This is a genomic window from Ekhidna algicida (assembly GCF_051379705.1).
Taxonomy (GTDB): Bacteria; Bacteroidota; Bacteroidia; order Cytophagales; family Cyclobacteriaceae; genus Ekhidna.
Genome location: NZ_CP179868.1, coordinates 383,295 through 395,936 on the forward strand (window position 1 = coordinate 383,295; position 12,642 = coordinate 395,936).

At 40.1% G+C, this 12,642-nt stretch carries 12 protein-coding genes; 4 read left to right on the top strand and 8 right to left on the bottom strand.

All coding sequences use genetic code 11. The annotated features are described in order from the left end of the window. Positions 1-12 precede the first annotated feature (12 nt). Complete coding sequence (locus tag ACL8WY_RS01485) at positions 13-669, top strand: alpha/beta hydrolase family protein (protein WP_436516510.1); 657 nt, start codon at positions 13-15, stop codon at positions 667-669. A 3-nt stretch (positions 670-672) separates the two neighbouring features. On the opposite strand, the gene ACL8WY_RS01490 is transcribed toward ACL8WY_RS01485, so the two are convergent. The 6 genes from ACL8WY_RS01490 to rimK form a co-directional block, all read right to left on the bottom strand. Next, a complete protein-coding gene (locus ACL8WY_RS01490) occupies positions 673-2,028 on the bottom strand; it encodes a hypothetical protein (RefSeq protein WP_436516511.1) in 1,356 nt (451 codons plus the stop codon). A 41-nt stretch (positions 2,029-2,069) separates the two neighbouring features. Then, a complete protein-coding gene (locus tag ACL8WY_RS01495) occupies positions 2,070-2,762 on the bottom strand; it encodes a TIGR04283 family arsenosugar biosynthesis glycosyltransferase (protein ID WP_436516512.1) in 693 nt (230 codons plus the stop codon). A gap of 59 nt (positions 2,763-2,821) precedes the next feature. Beyond that, positions 2,822-3,190 (bottom strand): hypothetical protein, encoded by a 369-nt coding sequence (locus ACL8WY_RS01500; protein WP_436516513.1) that lies wholly within the window; start codon positions 3,188-3,190, stop codon positions 2,822-2,824. Further along, positions 3,187-3,798, bottom strand: a complete 612-nt coding sequence (locus ACL8WY_RS01505; protein WP_436516514.1) for a tetratricopeptide repeat protein — start codon at positions 3,796-3,798, stop codon at positions 3,187-3,189. The genes ACL8WY_RS01500 and ACL8WY_RS01505 overlap by 4 nt, the downstream gene beginning before the upstream one ends. Next, entirely contained in the window at positions 3,799-4,644 is an 846-nt protein-coding gene (locus tag ACL8WY_RS01510; RefSeq protein WP_436516516.1) for a Ku protein, read from the bottom strand. It abuts the gene before it with no gap. Between the two features lie 158 nt (positions 4,645-4,802). Then, complete coding sequence (gene rimK, locus ACL8WY_RS01515; RefSeq protein ID WP_436516517.1) at positions 4,803-5,687, bottom strand: 30S ribosomal protein S6--L-glutamate ligase; 885 nt, start codon at positions 5,685-5,687, stop codon at positions 4,803-4,805. A gap of 172 nt (positions 5,688-5,859) precedes the next feature. Between rimK and tyrS the strand changes: the two genes are divergently transcribed. Beyond that, complete coding sequence (tyrS, locus tag ACL8WY_RS01520; protein WP_436516518.1) at positions 5,860-7,137, top strand: tyrosine--tRNA ligase; 1,278 nt, start codon at positions 5,860-5,862, stop codon at positions 7,135-7,137. On the opposite strand, the gene ACL8WY_RS01525 is transcribed toward tyrS, so the two are convergent. After that, positions 7,134-8,216: an AI-2E family transporter gene (locus ACL8WY_RS01525; protein WP_436516520.1), complete on the bottom strand. Its 1,083-nt coding sequence runs from the start codon at positions 8,214-8,216 to the stop codon at positions 7,134-7,136. The genes tyrS and ACL8WY_RS01525 overlap by 4 nt on opposite strands. Positions 8,217-8,281: 65 nt before the next feature. On the opposite strand from ACL8WY_RS01525, the gene ACL8WY_RS01530 reads away from it, so the two are divergent. Continuing rightward, a complete protein-coding gene (locus ACL8WY_RS01530) occupies positions 8,282-8,857 on the top strand; it encodes a hypothetical protein (RefSeq protein WP_436516521.1) in 576 nt (191 codons plus the stop codon). Here ACL8WY_RS01530 and ACL8WY_RS01535 read toward each other — a convergent pair whose 3' ends face one another. Next, the gene (locus ACL8WY_RS01535) at positions 8,858-9,361 is read right to left on the bottom strand and encodes an OmpA family protein (RefSeq protein WP_436516522.1); all 504 of its coding nucleotides are present in this window, start codon (positions 9,359-9,361) and stop codon (positions 8,858-8,860) included. A gap of 47 nt (positions 9,362-9,408) precedes the next feature. On the opposite strand from ACL8WY_RS01535, the gene ACL8WY_RS01540 reads away from it, so the two are divergent. Continuing rightward, a complete protein-coding gene (locus ACL8WY_RS01540) occupies positions 9,409-12,639 on the top strand; it encodes a WD40/YVTN/BNR-like repeat-containing protein (RefSeq protein WP_436516523.1) in 3,231 nt (1,076 codons plus the stop codon). The last annotated feature ends 3 nt before the right edge of the window (positions 12,640-12,642 follow it).

The window sequence follows — 12,642 nt, forward strand, 5'->3', positions numbered from 1 at the left end:
TAAATTTACCAAATGGAGCTATTCTTAAATGATAAACTTGGAAAAATCAGCATCGAAATTGGAGAATCAGTAAATGCAGAGTCCATACTGATACTTGCGCATGGAGCGGGAGCTGGAATGCATCATCCGTTCATGAATTTGATCGCCTCTAGTATTACAAAGCGAAATATTACCACTGTTCGGTTTAACTTCCCATATATGGAGCAAGGGAGGAAATCTCCTGGTTCTCCGAAAGGAAATATCGAAACATGGAAACTCGTTATTGATCATATTGACAAGTCCTATAAAGGTCTTCCAATCTTCATCTCAGGCAAGTCGTATGGTGGGCGGATGGCTTCTCATTTAGTGGCCGATGTTGACATCCAGGTTGTCAAAGGAATTATTTATTATGGCTTCCCTCTACATGCTCCCGGCAGAGATTCCAAAGATCGTGCTGCGCATTTGACGAGTGTTAAAATACCACAACTATTTCTCCAGGGATCCAAGGACAAACTTGCCAATCTCGAATTGATAAATGAAGTCGTTGAAACACTATCCAACGCTGACATTAAAGTGATTGAGGAAGCCGATCACTCATTCAACGTTCCCAAAAGAATCGGAAAAACCAATGAAGATATCATGTCGTATTTGGTGAATGAATCCGTAGAGTGGATAAAAAGTAAACGATAGTGTTTAGTTTGGATGATACCAAAAAGGGACGTTTACATAGGTCTCAAATTGTTTAACAGAATCACTCGAAACCTTACTTATAGCGAGCAGGTTTTCTCCCGTTTCAAACGCACCCGTTGGTATCGTAACCAAAAGACCTTTCTGCTGTTTCGCTGGATGCACATAAAAATGATACTTGAGTGAAGAATAGATTGAATCATTCACACTCACCTGGTAAATTGATTTCTGGCATTCTATCAGTTTTTGCTGATTTTCTCCAGAATAGTCAATGCCGGTAATTTGTAAATTCCCTTCAGATGCTTTGAATCTAAGTATCATATTCAATCCATCTTCTTTCATTGGTTCAAAATCAGGACACTGACTAGCTATCAAAGAATTATCTGAAGGATCATATCTTAGAAATACCTGAAAATGAGGCTGATCAATATACTTGGATTCTATGCTTATGCTATTGATGTAATTGCCTTCTGGTCTCAAGTCGTCATAATAATTGGCATCAATCACATCTGCTTTTGATCCGCTCGGAAAATATTGGTACTGATCAAATGAAAACATGATCATGAATAAAACAGCTAAGCCAACAAGACCATAAACGATTCTTATCCTCTTTTTCGAAAATTTACTGATTAAGTAATAATAGATACTCCTACTCAATCTGGATAAAGTGATGACGTTGTAAAACCGATAAACGGGGTAGTAAATTTTCGCCAACCATTTGATTTTTTTGAAAAACCCGAGCGTGAAGTAATCAATCATATAAACCATTCCCGCCAGAATCAACAAAACGTACATAAAGACAATAATCATGGTAAAAATTGTGCTTAGAGTACCTGAGGGAAGTGTACTCAAAGTTGTGCTGAGGATAAAACCACTTACTGCCAAAAAGATCAGAAACATTCCGAAAGCGAGAAGTATTGAGATTATTAGGAATGAGAAGGCAAAGATTACACTACAAATTTCATCTAGCATGATTACCATTTTATCCAAGCTAATCACCTTCTTTTTAAGCTTCTCCGTAAAGAAGTCGTTGTAATTAAGTTGATTAAAATCGATTGTTGACTGAACGGACCTAAGGCCAATAGCGCCAATCCAAAAACCTCGTAACATCAGATGAATAACCAGACAAATGGTTAATGCCAAGATTGATTTCTGAATCAAAATGAGAAAAACGTATGCTATAGAAATCGCACCTGAAAGATTGTACTGATACTTCAGGTCCATTATGAATTCTCCAAACTGAGCGTTGGCCCCAATCAATAAAAAAATGGTAAAGGCCGAAACTAGTAATTCCAATTGCCAGCTTTCACGTTCAAGTTTCTTTAGCCAGCCTTCAATCTGATCTTCGGGGATATCGCTCATATTTTTTCAGTTACCTAAAAATAAGCGATTGGTTTCATACTTCAATTAAGTGCTTGCGCGTAGAATTCTTTTATATGCTCGGGATTCGTACCTTTTTTATACATTTTCATGGCTTTGAGATTTGCCGTCTGAACCTTCAGGTATGAATTTTTCTCATATTTCCTTGCCGACACTTTTATGCTTTTGGGAATGACTTGAAAAGATATATTGGCTTCTCCCAGCCGGTCTAGAAGTTCATAATCCTCCATTATCACATATCTTTCATTAAATCCATCGACTCGATCAAATGCCTTTCTGGTGATAAACAATGTTTGATCTCCTCCTCTGCACCATCTAAATGGAAACCTTGTGAAAAAACTGTTAATATGTAATAATGGATTTGTAGGTCTGTCGAATTTGAATCTGAAACACCCACTGTCAAATCCCTGCCCCACCGACTGGAAAATGTCATCAACAAAACTTGGAATCAAATGAACATCCGCATGTACAAAATATAGAATATCCCCTTTCGCGTGCGCTGCTCCATCATTCATCTGGAGAGCTCTGGAGCACGGGTTTGAGAAATATAGGGCTGTATTAAAAGTCTTGACTATTTCGACGGTCTTATCGCCACTATGGCCATCAACGACGATAATCTCAAACATATCATTTTGAGGATGTTGTGTTAAAAATTGCAACAAATCGCCAATGTGATTTTCTTCATTTAAAGTGGGTATAATAATACTGATCAACACAACAGTTGGTTTTCAGCTATTTACGAAGAAAATTTAGGTTTGGCTCTGCACCAACATAATTAGACCGCTTTTCTGTCGTCTTTTTCACGCTGAATACCGCCAGTTGCTTTTTCCATTGGCTTCTTGGCTTTCATGATCATAAACTGTGCCGCAAGATTTATCAACTCAGGTTGACCTGGATAGCTATATCCTAATTCCTTAAGTTCAGCAATAATCTTGCTATACTCTTCTGCCTTGGAAAGTGAAAAATCATCACTGTTTTGCAGGTATACTGCCTCAATGACTCCCAATGAGTGTTTCAACATGCGAAATAATTTTTGATTCTTCGTTTCTTTCTCTTCCTTGAAATGCTTGGCGTATACGTCAGGCATCAGCTCTTTGAGTCGCTCGAAATGTTCGCTGAGAACCGGGTGTTTGTCTTTGGTCATTTGGCAATGGCGTTTAAGGTTTTGATGAGTTCATTAGCAACCTGATGTTCATTACTGGGTGCTAATTCTACGAATTTGTTAATACTTTGGATGGCATCATTATATCTTTTCATAGAAATAAGTACCAACCCAAGGTTATAAAAGCTGTTCGGATATTCTGGTTCTATCTGTGTGGATAGTTCATAGTGAACCTTAGCAAGGTCCAAATTACCAAGGTCTGAATAGACATTTCCTAGGTTATAATGAGCTTCGAAATGCCGTGGGTTTTTCATCAAACACTTAGTGAGGTAATCTATTGCTTGTGTAAGATTTCCCTGGCTGGATTTTAGTATCCCGAGATTACAATATGCGTCTTCGACAGATTGATCATTTTCTATTGCAAGCAAGTAGTACTTCTCAGCTTCGTCCTTTCCTGATTCGTCCAGCTCCAGCGCTTCCTCAAAAAATGATCCTGCTTTAGGTAGAGAAACGACTGGGGTTTTATCCGGTAACTGATCGAACATATTGAGCTGTCCAAAATCTTCCAGATTTGGTTTCTTACGCCTCCTCGCCTTTTTGGGCCCAAGTTTTTGGGGTGGGTTTACCGGAAATTGAACAACCTTTGTCATTTAGCTCGCTTTTCGCTTCACTTCTTTCACCTCTTCATTATCTTTCTTATCAGCCTTTTTCATGGGCTTCTTAGATTCTTTGGCTTGATCTATACTGGCTTTGAGGGCGGTCATAATGTCAACTACTTCTGGCTCTTCTTCCACAAACGAAACAATCTCATTGCCCTGAATCTTATTATCAATCATATCTCTCAAAGCATCATTATACTTATCCTCAAGCTCGATTTTTTTGAACTTCTTAGTCATGGACTTGATCAGCATATTTGCCAACTTTAGCTGTTCTGCATCTGCATCTTCTTCAATCCGCACGTTTGGTACATCTTTAATGCTTCGAACTTCATTGGGGTACCTTAGTTTGTAAATCATGATTCCACGCTCATGAGGTGTAAGCAAAACCACGCTTTCTCTATCACGAAGTACTACTTTGCCGACTGCTACTTTACCTGATTCACGCAAAGATTGGCTCAATAATGCGTAAGTCTTACTGGCCACATCTCCGTCAGGTCCGGCAAAATACGGGGAATCATAAAGTGTTTCATGAACTTCTTTCGCATCCACAAAACCCTCTATTTCAATGACCTTAGTGCTTTTCAGCTTGACCTTTTCAAAATCATCCGGCTCGATAATTACAAATTGACCTGGTTCATATTGATAACCTTTGACAATATCTTCTTGACGAAGCACATCACCTGTAACCTTGTCTCTTTTTTCATATTTAACAGGATTGTTGGTTTCCTTGGACAGCAGGTTGAATTGAACCTTTTGAGCGGTATCAATGGCATTATAAATCCTGATGGGAATCGTAACCATTGAAAATCGAATATGTCCTTTCCAGATTGCCCTCATTAGTATGAATTTAATGATTTAGGCAGAAAATTAAAAATCTTTAATCTTTAATCAAAGTAATAATAGTTAACTTATTGATTATTAATTTTTTATGGATTAAATAATTTAAAATTTATATAACATATCAAATATATAACTCATTGATATTCAACTCATTATTAATCATCGTAATCTGCATTTCTTTCGATATATTTAATAATCTCTCCAGCTATATTTTTACCCGTTGCAGCTTCTATTCCTTCCAAACCAGGTGAAGAGTTCACCTCAAGGATGAGTGGCCCTTTTGCCGATTGAAGTAAATCAACTCCGGCAACTCCAAGGCCCATGGCCTTAGCAGCCTTTAAGGCTGCTCGCTCCTCAGCATCAGATAATTCAATTATTTCAGCACTTCCACCACGATGTAGATTCGATCTAAACTCACCTTCTTTTCCTTGTCGCTTCATTGCACCGACTACCCGATCTCCTATCACAAAGACACGTACATCGGCTCCACCAGCTTCTTTGATAAATTCCTGAACAATAACCCGTGCCTGCAGACCATTGAACGCTTCAAGCACCGATTCTGCTGCCTTCTGCGTCTCCGCCAATACAACACCTAAACCTTGAGTTCCCTCTAAAAGCTTGATCACACACGGTGCACCACCCACAGCCTTAATTGGGGTTTCCACATCCTTTGAGTAATTAGTAAATACCGTTTTTGGCAAACCCAGTCCTGCTCTAGACAGAATCTGAAGACTTCTTAGTTTGTCTCTGGATCGAACCAAAGCCACAGACTCTGTGGTCGAAAACACATTCATCATTTCAAATTGGCGAACAACTGCCGTTCCAAAAAAAGTAACAGATGCACCAATTCGAGGAATTATAGCGTTGATATTAGTAATCAGCTCTCCTTTGTAATAAACTTTAGGTTTCTTCTTCTCGATCTCAATATTGCACCTTGAATGATCTATAACCACCATTTCATGGCCTTTGGCTTCACCAGCTTCTATTAGTCTTCGTGTGGAGTATAATTTAGGATTTCGTGATAGTACTGCTATGCGCATCGCTTTGGCTTATTTTAATATAATTATACTAAACAAATATAGGTAGTGGTACTTCAATATCAATTCAATCCCAACTTTCTTAAAGAAAGCTACTCTTTATTGAATAATAGGTTTGATTTAAGTTGACCTGAATCAACATCCCCTCTATTTTTGCGAGCTTTAAATGAACACAATGAAAGATTTTGTAGAAGAGCTCAAGTGGCGAGGTATGGTGCATGATATAATGCCCGGAACACAAGAGGAACTGAATAAAGGATTAACTACCGCCTACATCGGATTTGATCCAACAGCAGATTCGCTACATATTGGCAATATGGTCCAAATAATGACATTGGTTCATTTTCAAAGATGCGGTCACAAGCCGTTGGCCTTAGTAGGAGGCGCGACAGGAATGGTCGGGGATCCATCAGGGAAATCAGCGGAAAGAAACTTACTAGATGAAAAGACGCTAAATCATAACCTTTCCTGCGTAAAGAAGCAGCTGGAGAGCTTTCTTTCATTTGAAGGCGAGAATGCTGCAGAGGTGGTAAACAATTATGATTGGTTTAAGGATTTCGGTTTTCTTGAGTTTATCAGAGATGTGGGCAAGCATATAACTGTGAATTATATGATGTCGAAGGATTCGGTGAAATCCAGATTAGAATCTGGGTTGTCCTTCACAGAATTTTCATATCAACTGGTTCAGGGTTATGATTTCTACTACTTGTGGAAACATAAGAATGCCAAACTTCAGCTTGGTGGTTCCGATCAGTGGGGCAACATTGTTACGGGTACCGAGCTAATTAGAAGAAAGGATCAGGGCGAAGCATTTGCTATGACTACCCCATTGATAACTAAAGCAGATGGCTCGAAGTTTGGAAAATCTGAAGGAGGAAACATTTGGTTAGATCCTGAAAAAACATCTCCATATAAATTTTATCAATATTGGATCAATTCTTCGGATGAAGATGTTGAAAAATACATTAAGATATTCAGCCTAAATGGTCGGGAAGAAATAGAATCGCTAATCTCAAAGCATCGTGAAGCACCTCATCAGAGATTGTTACAACACTCATTGGCTGAAGAGATCACAGAAAGAGTACATTCAAAAGCAGATTTAGATACAGCTATAAAAGCAAGCGCTATTCTCTTTGGAAAATCTACCACTGAGGACCTTGAAAGTCTGGATGAAAAAACACTGCTGCAAGTCTTTGAAGGTGTACCTCAGACGGAGGTGAGTAAGGAAGATATCTCTGGAACTGACGTTACTACTTTTTTGAGCGAGACCACTCAAAATGTCATTTTCAAGTCTAAAGGTGAAGCCAGAAAGATGATTCAAGGTGGCGGTGTTAGTATCAATAAAACCAAAGTAGAAGCACCAGATCAGGAATTCAATTTCAGCCTATTGCAGGATAAGTATTTGTTGGCTCAGCGTGGCAAGAAGAATTACTTTTTGATTAAAGTCAATTAATCTTTCTTCTTGACCAGTTCTTTCTTTTCCATTAGTCGAACAACGACTCCTGCATCAGACATATTCTCTAGGATAACCTTGAAAAGGAAAGTCAAAGGCACAGCAAGAAGCATCCCAGCTGTGCCCCAGAGGAACGCCCAGAAAACAAATCCAAAAAGTACAGCTACGGTGTTCATAGAAAACGAATCTCCCATCAACTTAGGCTCTACCACATTTCCCATAATAAGTTGAACTCCTTCAAGACAAAGGAAAATGACTAACACTTGAGAAACCGAACTTGAATCAATTATGCCCAGAACGAGCGGTGGGACAATTGCTATTAACGAACCGATATAAGGGATATAGTTAAGTACCAACGCAAGGAATCCCCAGAGAACAGCATAATCAATCCCGAAGAACCAGCAGATAAGTCCAATTGCTATTCCCGTCATAACACTCACCAAGGTCTTTACTTTGATATAGGATCCAACTGAGTCTTTAATTCGATTAAAAACTTTAAGCGATTTCTTGCTGTCCTTCCCTGAAGTGCCAATCAAATAACTGATAGTTTGGTCATACTGAGTAATCGCTCCCAGCAATCCGGCAAAGTATAGAATCGTCATCAACAGCTCCGCTGCCTTTCCACTTACGGTATTGATAAACGATCCAGACACTGTCCAGAACTCACTGGTTTGAAGCATATCCGTTACAAAGCTTCTCAATTCACCTCTTTGAAAAGTAATCCCGAAATAGACTGTATAATCGTTAATAAATGGCCGTAACTCATTGGAAATACTATCGAGAATGGCATCTCCATTTTCAATAAGCGCCTGAATGACGTTAAATAACCCAAATCCAATGAAAAAGAATACAGTCATCGTCACCAAAGTGGTTAATGCTATACTGACGCTAACCGAAAAAATCCTTTGGAAGAGATGAACCAACGGCTGGAAGAGAACTGCAAAAAACAAAGCAAAAAACAACGGAATCAGTAGATTCGATAATTCTCGCATCAAATACAATACAGCAATGCCCAGGAAGATCATCATTATGATCTTAATGTGCCGAAGAGAGCGTTCCATCTCAGTAGGTGAATTCATACTCGCAAAATAATTGAATTCAAATAGGAATCGGCTAACTTTAGTCAGATTCAAAACCTGCTTTTATGAAAAATATTACATCTCTCTCCCTTCTTTTCGTACTGTTACTAAGCTGCACAGGACAAGAGATTCCGGATAAAGACTATCAGCTTAAGACAGGCGTACTTGCAGCACCTGAGCATCAACGATCTGAAGCAACTGTCCTTGGTTTCAATTCCAAAGGAGAAATGGTAACACTCAGAGTGGGAACCAATGACTTTGTTTGCATAGCTGATAATCCAACAAAAGAAGGTTTTAGTGTTGCTGCGTATCATAAAAGTCTTGAACCATTCATGACTCGTGGAAGAGAGCTAAAAGCACAGGGGTTAAACGCCAAAGAAGTCTTTGATAAGCGTGAAGAAGAAGTGGCAGCAGGAACTCTCGAAATGCCAGACAAAGCCACACTTTATGTTACAACGGGAGATCAGAGTGAAGAATCTGGAGAAATTGAGAACCTATATACACGCTATGTGATATACATCCCTTATGCAACAGAGGAGACTACCGGAATGCCTTTAAGTCCACCAGCTCCCGGCGCACCATGGATTATGGATCCAGGAACACACCGAGCACATATTATGATTAATCCACCCAAAAACTAATTACATCACAACGGGCCAAAAAATTATATCTACTCGCCTATTCCTGCGTCTTCCCTCCCATGTTCGATTGTCATATACAGGATTGAACTGCCCAAAATCTCGTTTTTCGATTTGATTAGATTTGAAATCCAATCCTAAAAGTCTCTCTATTACAGCATCGCCACGCATTTCAGATAGCCATTCATTGTATTCTGCACCACCAATATTATCCGTATGGCTATGGATTGTGATCGTGTAATCCCGAATGTCCGCTACAGAATCTACCAGCTGCTTCAATTCTTCAATTTGGTATTCATCTATTAAATAACTTCCTCCCCCAAAGTATATACTCTTTAAAATATATGCTTGAGGTTGATCTTGAGCATTTGAAAAAGCTGCCGAAAGGCATAATAATATCGAAGCGAGAAATCGCATGTTTAGAATAAACGAACTTAGAAGCGCCTTGTTTCGAACATCCATCTTTCCTTTCAACCATTCATCAATTATCAGATATTTTATGTCCACTATCCTAATTAAATTACTGTAACTCTTTAAACAGAAACCTAAAAGATATGAAGAACAAATTACTCATTTTGCTTCTCTCAATCAGCTCAGTAGCTTTTGCTCAGAAGCTTGACATGGAAGCATTCAAAAACATGGCACCCCGCAATATTGGTCCGGCCGGGATGTCGGGTAGAGTCACAGCCATTGATGTAGTTACTGATCAGCCAGATATCATGTACGTGGGCTCAGCTTCCGGTGGTGTGTGGAAGTCCACCAGCGGAGGAATTGATTGGGAACCAATTTTCAATAATCTATCCACAGCTTCAATTGGAGCAGTGACCATTCAGCAATCTAACCCGTCAGTCGTTTGGGTCGGAACAGGAGAAGGTAATCCCCGAAACTCACTCAATGGTGGAGACGGAATCTACCGAACATTGGATGGAGGTAAAACATGGAAAAAAATGGGTCTTGAAAAGACTCGTCATATTCATCGAATCATTGTCCACCCGGATGACCCAAATACAATTTTTGTTGCAGCTATTGGCTCCCCATGGGGAGAACACGAAGAGCGAGGTGTGTATAAAACCACTGATGGTGGCAAGACATGGAATCGAGTTCTATTCACTAATATCCGAACAGGCGCAGCAGAGCTTGTGATGGATCCAAGCAATCCAAATAAGCTCATCGCTGCGATGTGGGAACACAAGCGTGATCCGTGGTTCTTTAAATCAGGTGGTCCTGGTTCTGGTTTGTATGTAACCCATGATGGAGGAGAAACTTGGGAGCAGCGCACAGAAGATGATGGTTTGCCTTCAGGCGATCTGGGGAGAATGGGCATTGCAATTGCTCCTTCGAGACCAAACGTAGTTTACGCGATCATTGAGTCTAAGAAAAACGCGCTGTACCGATCAGACGATGGAGGCTTTAAGTGGAGAAAGATTAATGATAATAACGACATTGGAAATAGACCATTCTACTACTTTGAAATTTATGTTGATCCGGTCAATGAAAATCGTGTGTACAGCATCTTCACGTATGTGAATGTATCTGTAGACGGTGGTAAATCATTCACTCAGTTGATGGGAGCCTATGGTGTGGATAATGGCGTACACCCTGATCACCATGCATGGTATATCCACCCAAAAGATCCCAACTTCATGATGGATGGAAATGATGGTGGATTAAATATCACAAGAGATCGAGGCGAAACCTGGAGATTTGTTTCCAATCTACCCGTCGGACAGTTTTATCACATCGCAGTAGATAACGAAACCCCTTATAACGTATATGGCGGTATGCAGGACAATGGATCATGGGCAGGTCCGGCATACGTCTGGAAAGCTCAGGGAATTAGAAATCATTATTGGCAGGAAATATCATTTGGAGATGGGTTTGATGTACTTCCAGATCCTAGAGATAGCCGCTACGGAATCTCCACTTCACAACAAGGGTTTGCTTCCATCTATGACAGAAAGACCGGTTACAATGAAACGGTAAGACCGACCTACCCAGAAGGTAATGTAGAACTCCGATTCAATTGGAACGTAGGTATGGCTAGAGATCCGCAGAATCCGTCTGTCGTGTATTTCGGGAGCCAATTCGTCCACAAAAGCACGGACAATGGTCAGAATTGGGAAATCATCTCTCCTGACCTGACAACGAATGATCCTGAAAAACAGAAGCAAGGTGAAAGCGGTGGTTTGACCATGGACGCAACCGGAGCAGAGAACTACTGCACGGTAATCGTTATTGAGCCCTCACCTTTAAACTCAGATTTACTCTGGGCAGGAACAGACGATGGCAATGTTCAAATCTCTCGCAATGGAGGAGACACGTGGACGAATGTTGGTGGCAACCTTCCAGAGCTCCCGGCAGGAACTTGGATTACGCAAATAAAGGCTTCTAATAAAAATCAAGGAGAAGCATTATTAGTAGCCAATGACTACAGAAGATTCAACTATACTCCGTATGCCTACCGAACCAGAGATTATGGGGAAAATTGGGAACGAATTGTAGATAGCAATGATGTCATTAGCTATGCGCTCGCTATCGTAGAAGACCCTGAAGAATCTCGTCTTTTATTCCTCGGCACAGATGACGGACTCTATGTATCCATAGATGCAGGATCCAACTGGACCAAGTGGACAGAAGGTTTCCCAACTACGAATGCATACGATCTTGTAATTCACCCAGAAGAGCATGACTTGGTTATTGGAACATTCGGAAGGGCTATCTGGGTTATGGACGACATTCGACCACTTCGTGGAATTGCAAAAAATGGTAAGCCTATACTTGACAAAGTATTGAGCGTTTACAACCCTCCAGTAGCATATGTCGCATCAAATCAGCAACCAAAAGGGTCAAGATTTGGCGGAGATGCTCTTTACAATGGAGAAAACAGGCCATATGGAGCTATGCTAAGTTATTCCATCAATCGTCCGGAAGAGATGAAAAAAGAAGCGATGGATGATAAGAAGAAGGGGAAAAAGAAGAAAAATGATGACGCTCCAATGGAAGAAGAGAAGAAAGAAGAAAAAGTATCATACGACTCTCTTGTAGTTGAAATTATAAACGGTGATAAAATCATTCGTACATTGAAATCAAAAGCGCCAGAAGAGAATGGGATACATCGAACCTTCTGGTACATGGATGAAAAAGGTACCGATTTCATGAGTCGAAGAGACCGAAGAGGCAATCGCGAACGTGGAGGTGTAACTGTTCTGCCCGGAACATATAAAGTAAGATTTACTTTCGGAGATCAAAAAGATTCTACTGAAATAGAAGTAAAATATGATCCGAGAATTGAAATTTCAAATGGGGCAATCAAAGCTCAATATGACGCATTAAAAGCACTTGAGTCCAAGTATGCAATGGGCGTTAAAGCCGTTGATCGTTTGAAGGAAAGCCTTGACATTGCTAAAGGAGTGCAAGCAGATTTGAAAGAGAAAGATAAAGAAGGCTATAAAGAACAATTGGAGTTATGCAAGTCAACCATTGACACGTTGAATAGTATGTTAGACGTCTTTTTAGGTAAAGAAGATGATCGTCAAGGCATTACACGCGGCACGCCGAATAGCGTGAATAATTCTTACTTTGGAGCATCAAGATATGTTGGTAATGCACTTCATGCTCCGGGATCAACAGAGAACAAACTCATCAAAAAGTTTGAAGATGACCTCTCTGAAGCAATGGAAATGGTCAATGGCTACTACGGAGAAAAGTGGTCGGAATTCAGGTCGGCTGTTGAAGACTTAGACACCTCTCCTTTTAAAGACTATGAAGAAATAAAAGAAGAGTAATAC